At 61.4% G+C, this 18,888-nt stretch carries 14 protein-coding genes and 3 pseudogenes; 8 read left to right on the plus strand and 9 right to left on the minus strand.

Annotated elements, in window-relative coordinates; translation table 11 throughout:
- From MET49242_RS25310 to MET49242_RS20610, 6 genes and pseudogenes are all read left to right on the plus strand, one after another.
- A pseudogene (locus tag MET49242_RS25310) lies at nt 1-602 on the plus strand (transposase); the annotation flags it as partial.
- 68 nt (nt 603-670) lie between these two features.
- Nucleotides 671-1,857, plus strand: a protein-coding gene (locus MET49242_RS20590) for an IS3 family transposase (RefSeq protein ID WP_371212522.1) whose coding sequence is annotated in 2 segments (ribosomal slippage) — nt 671-923 and nt 923-1,857 — 1,188 coding nt in all. Because the reading frame shifts where the segments join, the coding sequence is not laid out codon by codon here.
- A gap of 23 nt (nt 1,858-1,880) precedes the next feature.
- Nucleotides 1,881-2,090: pseudogene (locus tag MET49242_RS26290) on the plus strand (DDE-type integrase/transposase/recombinase); the annotation flags it as partial.
- Complete coding sequence (locus tag MET49242_RS25655) at nt 2,064-2,600, plus strand: transposase (protein ID WP_244452952.1); 537 nt, start codon at nt 2,064-2,066, stop codon at nt 2,598-2,600. The pseudogene MET49242_RS26290 and the gene MET49242_RS25655, both read left to right, overlap by 27 nt.
- The gene (gene tnpB / locus MET49242_RS20605) at nt 2,597-2,950 is read left to right on the plus strand and encodes an IS66 family insertion sequence element accessory protein TnpB (RefSeq protein WP_036285752.1); all 354 of its coding nucleotides are present in this window, start codon (nt 2,597-2,599) and stop codon (nt 2,948-2,950) included. Before MET49242_RS25655 ends, tnpB begins: the two co-directional genes overlap by 4 nt.
- A gap of 70 nt (nt 2,951-3,020) precedes the next feature.
- Nucleotides 3,021-4,562, plus strand: coding sequence for an IS66 family transposase (locus MET49242_RS20610; RefSeq protein WP_051134363.1), 1,542 nt, complete (start codon nt 3,021-3,023; stop codon nt 4,560-4,562).
- A 67-nt stretch (nt 4,563-4,629) separates the two neighbouring features.
- Here the strand turns inward: MET49242_RS20610 and istB are convergent, their stop codons facing one another.
- The 9 genes and pseudogenes from istB to MET49242_RS20655 all read right to left on the minus strand — a co-directional run bounded on the left by istB (nt 4,630) and on the right by MET49242_RS20655 (nt 14,966).
- Nucleotides 4,630-5,472 (minus strand): IS21-like element helper ATPase IstB, encoded by an 843-nt coding sequence (gene istB, locus MET49242_RS20615; protein WP_036285753.1) that lies wholly within the window; start codon nt 5,470-5,472, stop codon nt 4,630-4,632.
- Nucleotides 5,469-7,007 carry an IS21 family transposase gene (gene istA / locus MET49242_RS20620; protein WP_051134102.1) on the minus strand — a complete coding sequence of 513 codons (1,539 nt, stop codon included), beginning with the start codon at nt 7,005-7,007 and terminating at the stop codon, nt 5,469-5,471. The genes istB and istA (MET49242_RS20620) overlap by 4 nt, the downstream gene beginning before the upstream one ends.
- 130 nt (nt 7,008-7,137) lie before the next feature.
- A pseudogene (locus MET49242_RS20625) lies at nt 7,138-7,689 on the minus strand (ATP-binding protein); the annotation flags it as partial.
- A gap of 25 nt (nt 7,690-7,714) precedes the next feature.
- Entirely contained in the window at nt 7,715-9,253 is a 1,539-nt protein-coding gene (gene istA / locus MET49242_RS20630) for an IS21 family transposase (RefSeq protein ID WP_144259728.1), read from the minus strand.
- 205 nt (nt 9,254-9,458) lie between these two features.
- Nucleotides 9,459-10,640 carry a CmpA/NrtA family ABC transporter substrate-binding protein gene (locus tag MET49242_RS20635; protein WP_036285754.1) on the minus strand — a complete coding sequence of 394 codons (1,182 nt, stop codon included), beginning with the start codon at nt 10,638-10,640 and terminating at the stop codon, nt 9,459-9,461.
- Nucleotides 10,637-11,209, minus strand: a complete 573-nt coding sequence (locus tag MET49242_RS20640; RefSeq protein WP_036285755.1) for an ANTAR domain-containing response regulator — start codon at nt 11,207-11,209, stop codon at nt 10,637-10,639. The genes MET49242_RS20635 and MET49242_RS20640 overlap by 4 nt, the downstream gene beginning before the upstream one ends.
- 125 nt (nt 11,210-11,334) lie before the next feature.
- Nucleotides 11,335-11,550: a hypothetical protein gene (locus MET49242_RS20645; RefSeq protein ID WP_144259729.1), complete on the minus strand. Its 216-nt coding sequence runs from the start codon at nt 11,548-11,550 to the stop codon at nt 11,335-11,337.
- Nucleotides 11,551-11,621: 71 nt separating this feature from the next.
- Nucleotides 11,622-12,764: an alpha-amylase gene (locus tag MET49242_RS20650; protein ID WP_051134364.1), complete on the minus strand. Its 1,143-nt coding sequence runs from the start codon at nt 12,762-12,764 to the stop codon at nt 11,622-11,624.
- Nucleotides 12,765-13,187: 423 nt separating this feature from the next.
- The gene (locus MET49242_RS20655; RefSeq protein WP_051134365.1) at nt 13,188-14,966 is read right to left on the minus strand and encodes an ABC transporter ATP-binding protein/permease; all 1,779 of its coding nucleotides are present in this window, start codon (nt 14,964-14,966) and stop codon (nt 13,188-13,190) included.
- 173 nt (nt 14,967-15,139) lie between these two features.
- On the opposite strand from MET49242_RS20655, the gene MET49242_RS20660 reads away from it, so the two are divergent.
- Nucleotides 15,140-17,269 carry a glycoside hydrolase family 3 N-terminal domain-containing protein gene (locus tag MET49242_RS20660; RefSeq protein ID WP_036285757.1) on the plus strand — a complete coding sequence of 710 codons (2,130 nt, stop codon included), beginning with the start codon at nt 15,140-15,142 and terminating at the stop codon, nt 17,267-17,269.
- Nucleotides 17,270-17,291: 22 nt separating this feature from the next.
- Nucleotides 17,292-18,872, plus strand: a complete 1,581-nt coding sequence (locus MET49242_RS20665; protein ID WP_036285758.1) for an alpha-amylase family glycosyl hydrolase — start codon at nt 17,292-17,294, stop codon at nt 18,870-18,872.
- The last annotated feature ends 16 nt before the right edge of the window (nt 18,873-18,888 follow it).

An 18,888-nucleotide genomic window follows, 5' to 3' on the forward strand; every position in this document is an offset into this window, starting at 1 on the left:
ATGAAGAAGAGTCGTTTTTCCGAAGAGCAGATCATCGGGGTTCTGAAGGAGCATCAGGCTGGGATCGCCGTCTCAGAGATTTGTCGCAAACACGGGATCAGCGACGCTACCTTTTACACGTGGCGTTCGAAATACGGCGGCTTGGAGGTTTCGGACGCCAAGCGGTTGAAATCTCTTGAAGAGGAGAACCGCAAGCTCAAGAAGCTGCTCGCCGAGTCGATGCGCGACGTTGCAACGCTCCGTGAAGCGCTCGGAAAAAACTTCTAACGCCCGGCGCACGGAGAAAAGTCGTGAACTGGGCAATCGAAGCAAAGGGCTATTCGCAGCGTCGCGCCTGCGATCTTATCGGCATTGCGCCGAAAACGTATCGCTATGCGTCATCTCGTCCCGATGACGGGACGCTACGCGAGCGATTGAAGACGCTCGCCAATGAGCGCCGGCGGTTCGGCTATCGTCGGCTGCATATTCTGCTCAAGCTCGCCGGCGTCGTCGTCAATCACAAAAAGCTGTTTCGGCTCTATCGGGAAGAGCGACTGACAGTGAGGCGGCGCAGCGGGCGAAAGCGAGCGATCGGCACACGGGCGCCTATGACGGTTCCTCGGCAGCGTGACCTGCCCCTGAGAAACTCGACCAGATGCGATTAGAGTCCGGCCATATCGGGACGGACGAGATGAAGAAGAAGCGGTTCACGGAAGAGCAGATCATCGGGATTTTGCGGGAGCACGAGGCGGGCGCGAAGGCGGCGGATCTGGCTCGCAAATATGCTGTGTCGGAGACGACGCTTTACAACTGGAAGGCCAAATATGGCGGCATGGACGTCTCCGAGGCCAAGCGGTTGAAAGCGCTCGAAGAAGAGAATGCGCGGCTGAAGAAGCTTCTGGCCGATCAGATGCTGGAAGCCGCGGCGCTGAAGGAGCTTTTGTCAAAAAAATGGTAGGGCCCGCCGCCAAGCGCGCAGCCGTTGTGCATCTGCGAGCCGCCATGGCTCTGTCGGAGCGTCGGGCCTGCCAGATTGTCGCCGTCGATCGCGCGACCGTCCGCTACATCTCGAAGCGGCCGACCGACAAGCCGTTACGGGAGCGGCTGCGGGAACTCGCCAACGAGCGCCGGCGCTTCGGCTATCGGCGGCTGTTCGTGCTGCTGCGGCAGGAGGGCGAGACGTCGGGCAAGAACCGCATCTACCGGCTCTATCGCGAGGAAGGGCTGACGGTGAGAAAGCGGCGCGCCCGCCGAAGGGCTGTCGGCGCGCGGGCGCCCATTCCTGTCGAGGCGCGGCCGAATGCGCGTTGGTCTTTGGACTTCGTGCATGACCAGTTCGCCTGCGGACGCCGGTTCCGCATCCTGAACATCGTCGACGACGTGACGCGTGAATGCCTCGCGGCGATCCCCGACACATCCATCTCGGGCCAACGCGTGGCGCGGGAACTGTCGGCGCTGATCGCATGGCGCGGCAGGCCCGGCATGATCGTTTCGGACAACGGCACGGAGTTCACCTCGAACGCCGTGCTGTCGTGGTCGAGCGAGAACAGGATCGAGTGGCGCTATATCGCGCCGGGCAAGCCGATGCAGAACGGCTTCTGCGAGAGCTTCAACGGGCGCATGCGCGACGAACTGCTGAACGAGACGCTGTTCTTCGGGCTCGACCATGCCCGGGAGAAGATCAGCGCCTGGGCCCAGGACTACAATCACCGCCGCCCGCATTCGGCCCTCGGCTATGCGACGCCCGCCGCCTTCGCGGCCAATCTCACCGCAACAGGCGATCGGCTGCGCAACCCGGACCAACTCCGCCGATCGCCTGTTGCTCCATTCGCGCCCTCGGGCGTATCAACCGGAAGGACTCAACCCGCCGCTGGATGAAAGTTCAGGGGCAGGTCAAGCGCAATCAACGATGTAGTCTCGACTTTGTGTCGGACACGCTCAGCGACGGCCGTCGCTTTCGCGTGCTCGTCGTGGTCAACGATTTCACCCGGGAATGTCTGGCGCTTGCCGTGGACACGTCGATCGGCGGTCGTCGCGTTGCGCGAGAGCTCGACGCGCTGATCGCCCAGCGCGGCAAGACGCTGATGATTGTCAGCGACAACGGAACGGAACGTAAGCGATGTCCTGACCTCACCTTCAAAACGGGAAGCGACAGCTGCGAGTCTGATCCTCTGCAGGAGGTAAGGCTTGTGTCCAGACTTAATCATACGCTTGACCCTAAGGGCGAGACTGTCCAGCGCATTGAAGTCATCACGGGCGGCAGAGAACGCCGACGCCGATGGTCGGATGACGAGAAGGCGGAAGCCGTGGAGGAATCGCTGCAGCCTGGCGTAGTTGTCTCGCAGGTTGCGCGGCGGCGGGGATTGACCCCGCAGCAATTGTTCACCTGGCGGCGCGAAGCACGCCAAAAGGCAGTGGTTTCCGATGGGGTTCCCTTCGCGCCGGCCGTTGTTGAGCCGCGGGGGACAGCGCCAACGGCGTTACCGTCTGAGAGCAACGCAGCTACGTTCCGGCCGCATGTGATCGAACTCGACATTGATGGCGCGAGCGTCTGGATCTGGCGCGACGCCGATATCGAGATGGTCACGGCGATCGTTGTCGCATTGAAGGCCCGGTCATGATCGGCCCGACTGGCGCGGTGCGCGTGATGGTGGCGACGAAGCCCGTGGATTTTCGCAAGGGGGCCGAAGGCCTCGCCGCCCTGGTGCGCGAAACGATGAAAGCGGACCCTTTCGACGGCGCGATCTACGTTTTCCGCGCCAAGCGCGCAGATCGGATCAAGTTGGTCTATTGGGACGGCGCAGGCGTCTGCCTCTTCGCCAAGCGGCTCGAGGATGGCGAGTTTCGCTGGCCGAAGATCGAAGACGGAACGATGCGACTCTCCGCGACGCAATTTTCGGCGCTGCTCGAAGGGCTCGATTGGAAGCGCGTGCATACGAAAGAGACGCCGGCGCCGGCGTTGCCGGGATGAGCCGCGACACAGTGAATCAGGGCGTCGAAGATCGTCGAAAGTCGGCGCGAAATATGGTCTTCTGCCCCCGATGGCGCAGGCGATCGAGAAACTTCCCGACGACCCGAACGAGCTGAAGGCGATGCTGCTCGCCGAGCGGGCGCGCAACGAGCGCCTCGTTCAGATCATCAAGGAGATGCAGCGCCATCGCTTTGGGCGTCGCGCTGAGACGCTCCCCGAGGACCAGATGCTGCTCGCGCTCGAAGAGGTCGAGCAGACGGAAGCCGTCGCAGCCGCGGAAGCAGAAGCCAGCTCTGCCCCTGAACGTGAGAAGGCGGCCAGAAAGTGCCGCACCAACCGGGGCGCGTTGCCCGCACATCTGCCGCGCGTCGAGACGATCGTTGATATCGAGGACAAGGCCTGCCCCTGCTGCAAGGGCGTCCTGCACCAGATCGGCGAAGATGTTTCCGAGCGGCTCGATGTCGTTCCGGCGCAGTTCGGGGTGCTTTTGACGCGTCGGCCAAAATACGCCTGCCGGGCCTGTGAGGGCGCGGTGGTGCAGGCGCCCGCTCCGGCACGACTGATCGAGGGTGGCCTGCCCACCGAGGCGACAGTCGCCCATGTGCTGGTCTCGAAATACGCCGATCATCTTCCCCTCTACCGCCAGGCGCAGATCTACGCCCGACAGGGGATTGCGCTCGACCATTCGACGCTCGCCGACTGGGTCGGACGCGCCGCTTGGCATTTGCGGCCCCTGCACGAGCGCCTCCTCGAACAGATTAGGGCTTCCACGAAAATCTTCGCCGACGAGACGAGGGCGCCGGTGCTCGACCCCGGACGCGGGCGCACCAAGACCGGCCAGCTCTGGGCTTACGCAAGAGACGATCGGCGATGGGGCGGCGCCGATCCGCCACTCGCCGTCTATGTCTATGCGCAAAACCGCAAGTCAGAGCAGCCGCTCGTCCATCTTGCCGGCTTCACGGGCATCGTGCAGGTCGACGGTTACGCCGGCTATCAGGCGCTGGCGCAGAAGAACAGCGTGTCGCTCGCCTTCTGCTGGGCGCATGTCCGCCGGCGCTTTTACGAACTCGCCGCAGCGGGGCCCGCGCCGATCGCTGCGCAAGCGTTCGAGCGCATCGGCGCGCTCTATTCCATTGAAAGCCAAATCCGCTGTCGGAGTCCTGGCGAGCGTCGTGATGCGCGACAGGAGAAATCCCGTCCCATCCTCGACGCGCTTGAACCCTGGCTGCGCGAGAAACTCGCGCTGATCAGTCAGAAGACCAGGCTCGCCGAGGCGATCCGCTATGCGTTATCGCGCTGGGACGGCCTGACGCGCTTCCTCGACGACGGGCGCTTCGAGATCGACTCCAACATCGTCGAACGCGCGATCCGCCCCATCGCGCTCAATCGCAAGAACGCGCTCTTCGCGGGCTCAGACGGCGGCGCCGAGAACTGGGCGATCGTCGCCTCGCTCATCGAAACGTGCAACCTCAATGGCGTCGATCCGCTCGCCTACATGACCGACGTGCTCATCAAGATTGTCAACTGTCAATGGCGGGGACAAAGTGTGCATGAAGGCGGGGTAAAAGTGTACCGGTCTGGTTTCGAGAAAAGGGCCGCACGGCCCTTGTAGTTTAGTTGACGCGGGCGTTGAGGCGCGCGGAGCGTAGCGCAGCGCGGTTCAACGCGCGCGACGGCGATCAGTTCGTCGTGTCGGCGCCTCCTTTGTCGATTGCGGGCGCGTCGGGGAGATCGCGGTTTCGCCGTTGCGCTTTCTTTGCGGTCGAGAGCCGATAGCTCTCGCCGTTCATTTCCAGAATGTGGACATGATGGGTGAGCCGGTCGAGCAATGCGCCGGTGAGACGCTCGGAGCCAAACACCGACGTCCATTCATCAAAGGGCAGATTGCTGGTCACCAGCGTCGCACCGCGTTCATAGCGCTGGCTGAAGACCTCGAAGAGCAGCTCTGAGCCGACCGTCGTGAACGGCGCATAGCCCAGCTCGTCGACGATCAGCAGTTTGACGGTGTTGAGATGCTTTTGCAGCGCGCGCAGGCGGCGCTCGTCGCGCGCCTCCATCAGTTCGTGCACAAGAGCCGCGGCGGTCGTGAACGCGACGCTGAACCCCTTCTGGCAGGCGGCGAGCCCCAGGGCGAGCGCGACGTGGGTCTTCCCCGTTCCGCTTGGCCCAAGGGCGATGCAGTTCTGTCGCTTCTCGATCCATTCGCACCGCGCCAGCTCCAGCACGAGCGGCTTGTTGAGTGAAGGCTGGGCGGTAAAGTCAAATGTGTCGAGGCTTTTGACCTGCGTAAAGCGCGCCAGCCGGATGCGGCGCTCGACATTGCGCCGCTCGCGATCAATGCGCTCCAGTTCGCACAGGCGTAGCAGATAGCGCGGGTAATCGGCGCGGTCCTGCGCCGACTCCAGCGCCACCTTCTCATATTCGCGCGCGAAGGTGGGAAGCTTCAGCGCCTTGAGATGATTACCCAGCAGCACCTGCGGCGCGACGATCGTCTGCGAACCCGTCTCATGCGAGGTGGTCATGCCGGACCTCCCGCGGTCGTCTCCATGACGCCCGCGATGACGCTCGCGCCGGCGACGAGCCCGAGATAGGCGCGCGGATCCGTCGCGCCGACCGTAGCCGCCGGCAGGTAGGGGTAGAATGTCAGATCGAGCCGCGCGGGCCGGTTCTCCAGCCTGGCCAGCAGCAGCATCTTCACTGCGTCAAAGCTGATCGCGCCAAGACGCAGCGCCTCCGCGACCGCCTGTTCGACCTGATGCTGATGAAAGTCCTCCATCAGCCGCAGCACCTGGATGAACTCGCGGCGCCCGCTATTCCCCATGCGCGCCTCCATCAGCCGCCGCAGACGATGCACGCAGTCGGCAAGCCGCCAGTCGTCGAGCGGCGCGGCCTGATCGAGCGCGCGGCTCTTGTGTTCGAGTAAAGCGAGATAATGCAGCGGGTTGTAGATGAACTCGGCCTTGCCGTAGCTGCGCGCATGCACGGCGATGGTCTCCCCGCCGCAGACAATCTCGACCCGATCGACATAGCCCTTGGCCAGCACCTCCCGATGGCCGAAGCGCGTCGGGACCGAGTAATCGTTGTTGCGGTAGCGCACCAGCGCCATCGACGACACGCGCGTCGCGACCTTGTGACAGGCGTCATAGGGAGCCGGCGGCGCCGGCAGGAATGCCGCCATATCCGCCTGCATGCGTTCGCCGATCGGCGTCGACTGGCCGCGCAGGATCGCCCGCCGTCGTTTCGTGCAGGCGTCCAGGAACCTCGCGTTCAGCGCCTCGAAACTCTCCGCCACGGGCAGTGGCGTCATGAAGTTGCGCCGGACATAGCCGACAAGCCCCTCGACCTTGCCCTTGTCATTCCCCTTGCCGGGCCGGCCAAAGCGATCAGCAAAAAGGTAATGGCTCTGGAGTTCCGCAAACATTTGCGAACGCAGACGCTCTCCACCCTTCACGATCCTGGCGACCGCGAGACGCGTATTGTCGTAAAGAATGGACTGGGGGACGCCGCCAAAGAAGGCGAAGGCCGCGACATGGCCGTCGCAGAAGGCTTCCGCCGTCTCCGCCGGATAGGCCTTGACGAAGCAGCCGTCCGAATGCGGCAGGTCCATGCAAAAATAATGAAAGCGGACCTTCCTGCCGGCGATATAGGCGTCCGCCTCGCCAAAATCCGCCTGCGCATTCCCCGGTCGATGGCTGAGTGGAATAAACATCTCGCGCGACCGCAACTGCGCCTGCGCGACATATTCCCGGACGATCGTGTAACCGCCGGAAAACCCTTCTTCGTCCCGCAGCCGTTCGAATATCCGCTGTGCCGTATGACGCTGCTTGGCGTGAACAAGCCGATCATCCGCCAGGACCTTGTCGATCCAGGCCATATACGGCCCCAGCTTCTTCGAGATCGGCCGCTCCCGACGCCGATACCCCGGCGGAACCGAATATTGAAGCATCTTCGTGATCGTATTGCGGTGCACGCCGAAGCGCCTGGCCGCTTCCCGCCGGCTCAGCCCTTCCGCCATCACCGCGCGTCTCACCCGGGCATAGAGTTCCACTGTGAACATCCTTTCGGCCTCTCCATGCCAGTCGATGACATCGAGTTCGGCCTATCAGGACCGGTACACTTTTGCGCCGCCGTCACAGCAGCCCCCAAAGCCGGTTCAGTGGTACACTTTGCCGCCGCTGTTCATAGGCGCGCTCATAGAGCTTGCTGAGCAGGTGGAAGAGCAAGGCCCCGCCGGACGGGCTGAATGGCAAATAGCCGAGTTCATCCAGGATCACGAGATCGTTGCGAACCAGCCGTTCGGTGATCTGGCCGGTTTTTCCTAAGGCTTTCTCCTTCTCGAGCGCATTGACCAGTTCGACCGTCGAGAAGAAGCGAACCTTTTTGCGGTGATGTTCGACGGCTTGAACGTCGAGGGCCGTCGCCAGATGCGTCTTTCCGGTTCCGGGGCCTCCGACGAGAACGACATTGTCGGCATTGGTGATGAACTCGCAGCGATGGAGTTGTCGCACCAGAGCTTCATTGACCTCGCTGGAGGCAAAGTTGAATCCGGTCAGATCTTTGTAGGCGGGGAAGCGCGCCGCCTTGATCTGATAGGCGATCGATCTGACCTCTCGTTCGGCGGTTTCGGCTTTGAGCAGTTGGGAGATGATGGGGACAGCCGCTTCGAACGCCGGCGATCCTTGCTCCATGAGATCGCTCACGGCCTGCGCCATTCCATACATTTTCAGGCTGCGTAACATGATGACGATGGCGGCGCTGGCGGGATCATGACGCAAAGCGCGCCTCCTGCGGCGCTTCTTCGCGGCGGAGCGCGTCGTAGCGTTCGACGTCGGCGCGCGGTTCCTGGGTCAAAGTCAGCGCCTGCGGCGGCTCCACCGTCGATGTGATCGGGGATTTGCCGTCGACCAGTCGATGCAGCAGGTTCAAAACGTGCGTCTTTGTCGGCGCGCCGGCGTTCAAGGCCAACTCGACGGCGCACAGCACCGCCTCCTCGTCGTGGTGGAGAACCAAAGCGAGAATCTCCACCATTTCCCGGTCGCCGCCGGGATGTTTGAGCAGATGCTGCTGGAGCTTCTTGAAGCCTTCCGGCAGATCGACGAAGGGCGCGCCATTGCGCCGGGCGCCGGGCTTGCGCTGGATCACCGCCAGATAATGCCGCCAATCATAGACCGTCCGCCCCTGGCGATCATGCGAACGATCAATCAGCCGCGCATGCTCGCAAAGCACTTGCCCTTCCGCGACGACGACAATGCGTTCGGGATAAACGCGCAGGCTGACCGGTCGATTGGCGAAGGACGCGGGCACGCTGTAGCGATTGCGCTCCAGATGAACAAGGCACGTTGGCGATACGCGCTTGCTATATTCGACAAAGCCGTCGAAGGGCCGAGAGAACGGCGTCAGACTCGCCGCTTCGCATTCCCAGACGTCGGCAATCGTTCCCGGTTGGCCGCCATGTGGCGTCTCGCGCCAAAGCTCGATGCAACGCTGCTCCAGCCAGTCATTCAATGCATTCAGCGTCGGAAAGCGCGGCATCGTCTGCCAGAGCCGATGGCGGATGTCCTGCACGTTCTTTTCAACCTGGCCTTTTTCCCAGCCGGAGGCCGGATTGCAGAACTCTGCGTCGAAAAGATAGTGGCTGGCCATGGCCGAGAAGCGGGCGTTGACCTGGCGCTCCTTGCCGCGGCCAACGCGATCCACCGCGGTGCGCATGTTGTCGTAAATTCCACGCCGTGGAACGCCGCCGAACACCCGAAACGCATGATAATGCGCGTCGAACAGCATTTCGTGGGTTTCAAGAAGATAGGCGCGAACGAAAAAGGCGCGGCTGTATGACAACTTCACGTGAGCGACTTGCAGCTTGATCCGCTCATTGCCGATGAACGCCCAATCCTCGCTCCAGTCGAACTGGAACGCTTCGCCCGGCTGGAAAGCCAACGGCACGAAGACGCCACGACCAGTCGTTTGCTGCTCTCTTTGTCGATCCGCTTTCCAGTCGCGAACAAAGGCGGCTACGCGGCCATAGGAGCCGTCGAAACCAAGAGCCATCAGATCTGCATGCAATTGCTTGATCGTGCGCTTTTGCTTGCGCGGCTTACCCGCTTCCGTCTTCAGCCATCCCGCCAATTTGTCGGCGAAAGCATCCAGTTTGCTCGGGCGCTCAGGAACCTTGAACTTCGGCTCGACCGTTCCCGCGCGCAGATACTTGCGGATCGTGTTGCGCGACAGGCCGGTCCGACGCGCAATCTCTCGGATCGAAAGCTGGTCCCGCAACGCCCAGCGGCGAATAACGCTCAACAACGCCATGTCTATCACTCCGTTGACCCCCGCTGAAAACAGCCAGGGCGGGTTCAAAACATGGGTCAATTCTCAGCAGAAAATTCTCCTTCCCCGGGTCAAATCCAGGCAGAAATCAACAGTTTGTTGTTGATTGCGCATTTAGATAAGGTGTGACAGCCCCAGAGAGGGGTCATTCCGAAAATATGTGCGCAGGCGCCGCGCATGGCTTCGATCAGATCCGGCAGCCCACCTCGAAGGCTGCGAGGTAATTGCGCAAATCATCCGGGGTGGAGACGCCGTCAAAAGGCCCAATTGGATCGACCGCGGCGAGACCGGTCGGCGGAGATGAGTGACGGCCGTAAAGGGCGGAGTCATAGAGTTCGGGACGGAAAACGCGTTGTGCGGCGGCAACATGTTCCTGAGAATATGATCCCTGCTTCCAGCGCAGCATTTGCGCATAGATCCAAACGGCCTGACGCACATCGGGGCGCACAGACCCGCCCTTGCCGATGACGAGGTAATCGTCATCCGATCGGGATGCGCCGGATGCGTCCAGCTTCAATTTTCCTTCCAGGGAACGACGAATTAAATTCGCATCGACGCCCAGCCGGTCCGGACTGGCCATGCTTGCTGATATTTCAGCGTGATTTTCGTGCTCAGCGACATAAAGGGCGGCCTTTGCGAGCGCGCGCGTCAGGGCGAGCGCTACGGACGGGTCTGCGTCGACGTCGGCTTCGCGCAATGCGAGAACTTTTTCAGGCGCATGCGAAAAAATTTCGCAACCGAAATGCAGAATTTGACCAACGCCGGCGTCGACAGCGACCGAGCTCCATGGCGCGCCGACGCAAAAGCCGTCGACCTGGTCCCGCCGGATAGAGTCGACCATATAGGGTGGGGGCAGAACGACGAGTCGAAGATCCTGATCGGGATCGAGACCGCCGGCTGCGATCCAGTAACGCAACGCGTAATTATGCATCGAATATGGAAACGTCATTGCGAAGGTCAGGGGTTCCTGCCCCCGCTTGCTGCGGGTTCGGACCACTTTTTTCAAGGCGCGGGCGGTGACGAGCGGGTCGACGATATTGCCGTCAACCGCTTCTCGCAATTGTGCATGCAGCGTCGCCGTGGCGGTAAGGGCGTTTCCATTCATCGCAAGGTTCATCGGCGCGACGAGCGGCGTCTTGAAATGCCCAAAGCCCAGGCTCGACGCTATGGCCATGGGCGCAAGCATATGCGCTGCGTCCAGGACGCCGATCGCCAGCTTGTCGCGAATGTTCGACCACGAGACGTCTTTTACGAGTTCGACATCCAGTCCTTCGTCGACGAAATAGCCTTTGTCGAAGGCGACAAAGATTGCGGCCGCGTCGACCAGTGGGATGAAACCGATTCGCAACGGCCTGGCTGCGCCGCTCATTTCAACAGCTCCGCTGCAGTGATGATCGCCTGGGCGATTTCAGCGATCTTCTTGTTCTCGCGCATCGCCGTTCCGCGCATCAGTTTATAGGCTGCGTCTTCCGACAGGCCTTTCGCTTTCATCAAAATTCCCTTGGCGCGATCGAGCTTCTTTCGTTCCTCTAGGTCGGATTTTGCCCGCTCGAGTTCGTCTTGAAGACGGGAGAAGACATTGAATCGCGAGACGCAAAGGTCGAGGATCGATTTGATGCGTTCCTTTTTCAGTCCGTCGACGATATAGGCTGAGACGCCGGCGTCGACAGAGGCGCGGATCGAGTCGGCGTCGCTCTGATCGACGAACATCGCCACCGGACGGCGCACGGCACGACTAACCTGGAACATCTGTTCCAGAACGTCGCGGGAGGGATTTTCGAGGTCGATGAGAATCACGTCCGGATCTATGGAGTAGATCCGTTGCAGGAGGTTGCGCATTTCGGACAGGCGCTCGACCTCCGTAAACCCGGCTTCGCGCAGTCCTTCTTCGAGGATGGCGGCGCGGATCGGGCTTTCATCGACTATGACGATTTTCAAGTGCGGTGTCCGGCGTGGTCTGCGCGAGAGGGGCTTTGCTGCGCTCAGCCATAATCTGTTCGTGTTGTAGTCGCGGCGCGAATACGGAACAAGACGCCGCATCGCGGCGCCTTCATCCTTTCTCGTCAGTGAAGTTCGTCCAGAAACGCGTCCAGACCTTTAATGATTGCAACGGCCCCAAGAATGAAGCCGCCTGTGAATAGCGCGCCCTTGACGATCATCCAGACGCACCACCATGCGTCTGCAAGAACGGCGCCGCGTTGCGCGCGTTGTTGCCGGTCGCAAGGCGCGGTCATGAAGCTGATGACGTCAAACCGGCGCCGCGCATTCGCGAGAGACATCGTGAGCATCCTTCAATGAGGGATATTGTTGCAAAACCGGGCGTCCATCGAGCCTCGAATGCGCAGAACCGTCAGATCCTCCATCGCAAGGCCATGCCCGCCTGCCAGTTCTTGGAGAGCTGCGGGCCGTTGAGATTTTGATAGACTGGCGCGCCGGCCTCGACGGCGAGCGTCACATTTTCGTAACCGACGAATTTGCCGCTGATGACGGCGCCGCCGAACAGTTCGATACGCTCGCCGCCATAGAAATTCGGGTTGGCGGCTTGCGCGCGCCCGCGAATGTTCGGGTCGTAGCCGCGAATTGGGCCCTGTATGCTCGCGTTGACGCGAAAAGTGGTCGTCAGACCCGGGATCCAGGTGTAGCCTCCCCAACCGTTGAATTCATGCAGATCGCCCCACAGATAGCCTTGGCGATTGGCGGCGATCGGAAAGCGACCGCGATATGAAACGCCCCACGACCATTTTTCGAGGTGTCCGGCGTAGACCACGCCGGGCATGACGTCGAAGGTTCCCGTTCCCGGCTGCATTGCATAGAAGGCGCGGTTGGTCGCGTAAGTTCCGTCGGGCTGAAGCAATGTGAAGGTGTTGGTGTTGCTGCCCGTGGGGAATGTAACGCCTGCATTGAACTGGATGCGATGTATGGGATCCTGATAGATCCTGTAAATGCCCGACAGGGTGAAGTCGGTCAGGCCCGTCGTTCCCGTGTAGCTCATGCCGCGGGGGATTATTCCGGCAAGGCCGCGAAAGGTCAGCATGTCGAGATTTCGCTCGATCATGCCCGCTGTGAACACAACGGAGAGCTCCTTCGTTACGCCGTAGGCGAGCGCGACCGTCTGCGTCGCTACCGCCGCATTCTGGGGCACGAGGCGCAGTTTTTGAGTCGGGTTGAAGAAATAGGGAACCGTCGCCGCTATTTCCTGCGACGAGACGGGGCGCGTTCCGATAAGTGACGTAGAGAGATTTGCGAATTGCGGAATGATGGACAGAACGAGTTTACCGGCGGGCGCCATGTCGGCGCCGAAGACGCCGAGCGGCGCCGGGGGCAGAGGCGGCGGCGCTGCCGGCGCGGGTGCGCTCGACGATTTCGTGGCGACCTTGTCCGCACGGGCGTCGCCAGATGCAGCAATTACAGTTGCTGCGACCGATATCGCGACGGCGGCGATGCTCGAGCGGCGCCGAATTGTCTGCGGATCAATGATCGCGTTGTTCCTCATTTCGCACCCCCGAATTTCGCGCTTTCACCGCATTTGCGGCGCGTCGAACGGCAATAAAAAAGCCGCGGTCTGAAGGCGCGCCCATGTGGCGTCGTTCAGAACAGCGGCGATGCTGAGTGGCCCGTCGGTGGACCGGTTGACGTCGCAGCCGACGTCAGTCGATCAGATTTTGCAATTCGGGCGCCATGGTTCCACAGGTTGGAAGTATATTTGAAAACAATATCATATGATCGTGCATATTTTCCGGGCGCGTAATAAGTCGATCAAGGGTTCGGCGGATTGCCGATTTGATATGCATCATGCGCGCGCAGTCGCTCGTCGCAGCGCCGAATGTCCAGAGACGCGCTGCGTGTGTCGCTTACGGAACGATGCGGTTTGACTTGGGTAGTGCGAAAAGCGTCCCGCAAATTCTTATGAATGGGGTCATGCGGAGCCCTTCACGACCGTCTGGCGCTCGCCGCGCGGCGTCAAGTTCAGGTGCAGGACGCGGTCGAAAAACCTGTCCTGCGCCTGCGGCCCGTTGATGTAGACGAGCGCGGCATGCGCCAGCTCGTCCGCAAAAACCTTGAAGAGAGTGCGGCGCGCCTCGGGAGAAAGCGACTCGATCGCCTCGTCGACAATGACGAAGCGCGGCTTGTGCAGCAGGACGCGCGCGAAAGCGAGGCCCTGCTGCTCCGCGTCCGTCAGCTCCTTTTCCCAATGGGGGATTCGATTGAGCTGGCCCGCGAGATGCGCGAGGCCGAAGCGTGTCAGAACGGCGACGTATTCCTCGTCGGAGAAATCGCTCGATGAAGCCGGATAAGAGAGAATGTCTCGCAAGGCGAGATCGGCGATGTAGGGCCGCTTTGGGACGAAATAGACGGCGTTCGCCGGCGGCAGGCTGATGTTCCCGCGTCCCGATGTCCATAATCCCGCGATGGCCCGGAACAGCAGAGTCTTGCCGGAGCCATGCTCGCCTATGACGAGCACATGATCCTGGGGTGCGATTTCGATATGAGATTCGTCGAGGCGCGTAGAGCCCGATGGCGAATAGAGCTCCAGATTCTCCAGCAGCAGTCGGTCCCGGGAGGTTGATGTGAATGTGATGCGCGCCGCGTCTGGGGCGGAAGCATCGATGTCGAGCAGAGCCTGCCGGAAGCTTCCGACGCGAAACAATGTCGCACGCCAGTCGGCGATGACGCCCGCATTATCGACAAACCAGCGTAACGACTGCTGCGCCTGCGTGAAGGCGCCGACCGCCATGAGCAGTCCGCCGAATGTGAGATTGCCGGCAAAATAGGCGGGCGCGGCGACGATGATCGGCGCGACGATGGTGAACCAGCCATAGCCGGCCGTGACCCAGGCGAGGTTCGTCGTCGCGGTGACAAGCTGCCGGAGAACATCGAGAAGTCGATCGAACTCGATCCGCAGGCGCGCTTGCTCCGCCTCCTCGCCACGATGAATTGCAATCGCCTCGCCATGCGCGTTCACATGCATGAGCGCGAAGCGCATCTCGGATTCGCGAGCGTAGCGCTCGGCGCCCAGATGCACGAGCGGGCGGCCAACCCGCCAGCTGGCGAGCGACGCGAGGGCGGCGTATAGCAGCGCGCACCAGACCATATATCCCGGTATGTCGATATGCGCGCCGAGGAGAGAGAATGTGACGCCCTCGGAGAGCGTCCAGAGGACACCGACGAAGCTCACCAGCAATAGCGAGGCCTGAACGAGGCCGACGCCAAGATCGGTGGACACCTCTGCGAGATGCTGCGCGTCGGCATGGATTCGCTGGTCGGGATTGACCCCGATTTCGCCGGAGCGCGCGATCAGGAATGCGCGCTTGGGCGTCAGCCATTGGGCGAACAGGTCTCGCGTCAGACCTTCGCGCAGTTTGAGCTTGGTCATCTGCACGAGCCATGTCTGGCTGACGTTCAAAATCAGCAAAGTGATGGCGATGCCCGTGAACACGAGAAGCTGCTCGCCGATCGCGGCAAGATCCTTTCGCGCGAGCGCGTCGTAAAAAGGCTGGTTCCAGGCGTTGAGCCTGATCTGCCCGTAAGCGGTTGCGGCAATCACCAAGAGCAGGCCCCCGCCGAGCCAATAGAGCGCGACCCTCTCGCGCGCGGCGCGCAAGGCAACCAGGATCATTCCCAGATATGGCGCGAATCCGTTGATCGGCGTTTGCTGATCCGTGCTCCTCGGCGCTTTGCCGTTCCGGTTTGTCATGGGCTCCCGATCCGTGTTCAGCGGTCACAAGAGCGTCGCGACGCTGACTTAATCTTGGCTTGTGAAATTCTGCTATATCCGGTTGGTAGTTTAAACCGCTTCGGTCCCCGCAGGCGAGGCTTTCGCGTCGGGTCAAATGGACGCTGCATCATGAGATTTGTTCGAGGGGAGACATGAGCCGGGTCGAGTCGCTTCTGCGGTCCATGACCATCGAGGAAAAGATCGGCCAGCTCAATCTGGTGACGGCGGGGCAGACCGTCACCGGACCGGTCGTCCATGTCGAGACCACGGCGGAGATTCGGGCGGGCCGCGTCGGCGGGGTGTTCAACCTTTGGGGGCGCGAGGCGATGGCCGCCGCGCAGAAGCTCGCTGTAGAAGGGACGCGCCTGGGCGTTCCGCTTTTTTTCGGCCTCGACATCCTCCACGGACACCGGACGATCTTTCCGATTCCACTTGCTGAAGCGGGAGCGTTCGATCCGTTGCTCTGGGAGCGCACGGCGCGTGTGGCCGCGATCGAGGCGGCGCATGAGGGCGTCAGCCTGACTTTTGCGCCGATGCTCGATGTCGCGCGCGACCCGCGCTGGGGACGCATTGCGGAGGGGCCGGGCGAAGATCCGCTCGTCGCCGTCAAAATGGCCGAGGCCAAGATTCGCGGTTTTCAGGGTCGGGCGCTTGAAGCGCCAACGTCGATCGCCGCCACCGCCAAGCATTTCTGCGCTTATGGCGCGGCGACCGCAGGACGAGACTATGCGGCGGTCGATGTTTCGGAGCGCGCGCTGCATGAAATCTATCTCCCGCCGTTCCGCGCCGCAGTGGAGGCGGGTTGCGCGGCAATCATGCCCGGTTTCAACAGCCTCGCCGGCGTTCCGATGACCGCGCATGCGCGCCTGCTGCGCGAATATCTGCGGCGCGACCTCGGTTTCGATGGCGTGATAATAAGCGACTACACCGCCATTGCGGAACTGATCGAACATGGCGTCGCCGGCGATCTCACTGACGCCGCCGCGCTTGCACTAAGGGCGGGCGTGGACATGGACATGATGAGCATGGCCTATGTTCGCCGCCTGCCGGAGGCGCTGGCGCGCGGCCTCGTCGATCTGGCTGACGTCGACGCCGCCGCAAGGCGCGTTCTGCTCCTGAAGGAAAGGCTCGGGCTCTTCGACGATCCCTTTCGTTCGATCGCAGCTGGCGAATACAGCCGAGCCGCGCATCGGGAGCTCGCGCGCGACGCGGCGCGACGTTCGATCACGCTGCTGTCCAACGACGACATTCTCCCGCTTTCGGCAGATGTGCGTCGAATAGCGGTGATCGGCCCTCTGGCTGACGCGCGCGCGGAAATGCTGGGTCCATGGTATTCCGCAGGCGCGGCGGAAGATTGCGTCACGATCCTCGAAGGATTGCGTTTCGCCCTGCCGAATTGCGAGGTCGTTTTTCACGCGGGCGCAGGCATCGACGACGACGACGCGAGCGGAATCGCGCCGGCTTGCGATATGGCCGCGGGAGCTGACGTAATTGTATTGTGTCTCGGAGAGGCGGAGAAAATGAGCGGCGAGGCGGCCAGCCGCGCGATGATCGGCTTGCCCGGACGTCAGCGCGAACTCGCTGAAAGAATTCTGGCGACGGGAGTTCCGGTCGTCGCGCTTCTTTCCTCGGGCCGTCCACTCGCCGTGAGCTGGCTCGTCGAACGTGCTCGCGCCGTCCTCGCGACCTGGTTCCTCGGCGATATCGCTGGCCACGCCATCGCGGATGTTCTCACGGGTCGATACAATCCGAGCGCGCGGCTTGCCGTCACCTGGCCACGGGAGGTCGGGCAGATACCAATATTCTATGCTTCGCGTTCGACGGGTCGTCCGTGGAATGCAGACAATAGATACACAAGCCGATATCTCGATCTCCCCGTCGAGCCGCTTTTTCCCTTCGGTCATGGGCTTTCCTATAGCCATGTCGTCCTGTCCAACCTTCGCGTCGCTCCAAGCGATATTTCTGCCGATGGGACCGTCGAGATCGTGATTGATGCGCAAAACATCGGCGCGTTCGAGACCGAAGAAACGATTTTTGTCTTCGCGCGCGACGTCGTTGCGAGCATCGCGCGACCGCTGATGGAATTGAAAGGATGGGTCAAGATCGTATTTTCACCCGGCGAGAGCAGGACGGTCGCCCTCACGTTGAGCGCGGATAGTTTCTCGTTTCCGGACGAGGACATGAAGCCAAAGATCGAGCCCGGACAGTTCGAAATTCTTGTCGGCCTCGACGCCGACAGGAAAAATCTGCTGGCGACCGTTCTGAACATAACGTCAACATAGATCGACGATTCGGGAGCGCATCATGTCTTTCGCCTGGTGGCAAAAGGGAGTCATCTATCAGATTTATCCGCGCTCCTTTCAGGATACGAATGGTGACGGCGTCGGCGATCTGGAAGGCGTGCGTCGGCGGCTCGATTATCTCGTCTGGCTTGGAGTCGATGCGATCTGGCTCTCGCCTTTCTATCCGTCGCCGATGCATGATTTCGGATATGACGTCGCCGACTATTGTAATGTCGACCCGCTGTTCGGCTCGCTGGCCGCCTTCGATGCGCTCCTGTCGGAAGCGCATCAGCGCGGTTTGAAGATTATCCTCGATTTCGTCCCCAACCATACTTCCAATGCGCATCCATGGTTTCTGGCGAGCAAGCGCTCCCGGAACGATCCGAAGCGCGACTGGTATATCTGGCGTGATGCGGCGGAGGATGGCGGGCCTCCGAACAATTGGGTCAGCCATTTTGGCGGTAGCGGCTGGACCTGGGACGAGGCGACACGACAATATTACTACCACGCCTTCCTGCCCGAGCAGCCAGACCTGAATTGGCGCAACCCGCAGGTTCGCGCCGCAATGCACGAGGTTTTGCGTTTCTGGCTGCGTCGTGGCGTAGACGGATTCCGCGTCGACGTGATTTCGCATCTCATCAAGGATGCTGCCTTTCGAGACAATCCGGTCAATCCCGGCTGGACGGGAAATGGCCCGGACATCATCCGTTTCAAGCAGACATTTTCATCCGATCAACCCGAAGTGCATGAGGTGATCGCCGGTCTTCGACAAGTCGTCGAAGAATTCGAGGATCGTTTGCTCATCGGCGAGATTTACCTTCCGCTCGACAGGCTGGTTGCTTACTATGGCGACAATTTGAAAGGAGCGCACCTGCCCTTCAATTTCCAGCTTCTCGATGCAGACTGGAACGCTGCGGGGATCGCCCGTTTGATCGGGAATTACGAGGCGGCGCTACCGAAAGGCGCTTGGCCGAATTGGGTGTTGAGCAATCATGACCGGCCCCGCGTCGCTGCGCGTGTCGGCGCGGGGCAATCACGCGTCGCAACCATGCTGCTTCTGACATTGCGCGGCACGCCGACGCTTTTTTATGGCGACGAAATCGGCATTGGCCATGTGGAGGTGCCGCCGGAGCGATTTCAGGATCCATGGGCAAAGCGCGAGCCCGGTCTCGGCGTCGGCCGCGATCCGTCGCGAACGCCGATGCAATGGGACGCGAGCGTTTTTGCCGGCTTTTCGACGCGCGAGCCCTGGCTTCCGCTGACGGCCGATCACGAAACGCGAAATGTCTCGACGATGAGCGGCGATGAAACGTCGATCCTCGCTCTCGCGAGAAAACTGCTCCGCTTCAGGCGTGAACACGCCGCGGTCAACTGTGGCGCCTGGCGACTTCTGTCGAGTGACGATGACGTTTTGGCTTACGAGCGTAGAAGCGAAAATGAGCGCGTTTGCGTTGCGCTCAATTTCTCCAACACCACGAAGCGGTGGCGATCGGCAATGTGCGAAAGCGCCACAATTGTGTTATCGACGCTAGGCGATCGGGTTAATGAGCCCGTCGGATCGGACGTCCTGTTGCGCGCCAACGAGGGCGTCCTCATTCAATAACTCCCGCCGGGCCGGC

The sequence above is a fragment of the Methylocystis sp. ATCC 49242 genome, from assembly GCF_000188155.2.
Lineage (GTDB): Bacteria > Pseudomonadota > Alphaproteobacteria > Rhizobiales > Beijerinckiaceae > Methylocystis.

Bases quoted from the DNA above. Each gene is read 5' to 3' on its own strand.
- MET49242_RS25655 (WP_244452952.1), top strand. From the start codon at position 2,064: ATGATTGTCAGCGACAACGGAACGGAACGTAAGCGATGTCCTGACCTC.
- tnpB (WP_036285752.1), top strand. From the start codon at position 2,597: ATGATCGGCCCGACTGGCGCGGTGCGCGTGATGGTGGCGACGAAGCCC.
- MET49242_RS20610 (WP_051134363.1), top strand. From the start codon at position 3,021: ATGGCGCAGGCGATCGAGAAACTTCCCGACGACCCGAACGAGCTGAAG.
- istB (WP_036285753.1), bottom strand. From the start codon at position 5,472: ATGACCACCTCGCATGAGACGGGTTCGCAGACGATCGTCGCGCCGCAG.
- istA (WP_051134102.1), bottom strand. From the start codon at position 7,007: ATGTTCACAGTGGAACTCTATGCCCGGGTGAGACGCGCGGTGATGGCG.
- istA (WP_144259728.1), bottom strand. From the start codon at position 9,253: ATGGCGTTGTTGAGCGTTATTCGCCGCTGGGCGTTGCGGGACCAGCTT.
- MET49242_RS20635 (WP_036285754.1), bottom strand. From the start codon at position 10,640: ATGAGCGGCGCAGCCAGGCCGTTGCGAATCGGTTTCATCCCACTGGTC.
- MET49242_RS20645 (WP_144259729.1), bottom strand. From the start codon at position 11,550: ATGTCTCTCGCGAATGCGCGGCGCCGGTTTGACGTCATCAGCTTCATG.
- MET49242_RS20650 (WP_051134364.1), bottom strand. From the start codon at position 12,764: ATGAGGAACAACGCGATCATTGATCCGCAGACAATTCGGCGCCGCTCG.
- MET49242_RS20655 (WP_051134365.1), bottom strand. From the start codon at position 14,966: ATGACAAACCGGAACGGCAAAGCGCCGAGGAGCACGGATCAGCAAACG.
- MET49242_RS20660 (WP_036285757.1), top strand. From the start codon at position 15,140: ATGAGCCGGGTCGAGTCGCTTCTGCGGTCCATGACCATCGAGGAAAAG.
- MET49242_RS20665 (WP_036285758.1), top strand. From the start codon at position 17,292: ATGTCTTTCGCCTGGTGGCAAAAGGGAGTCATCTATCAGATTTATCCG.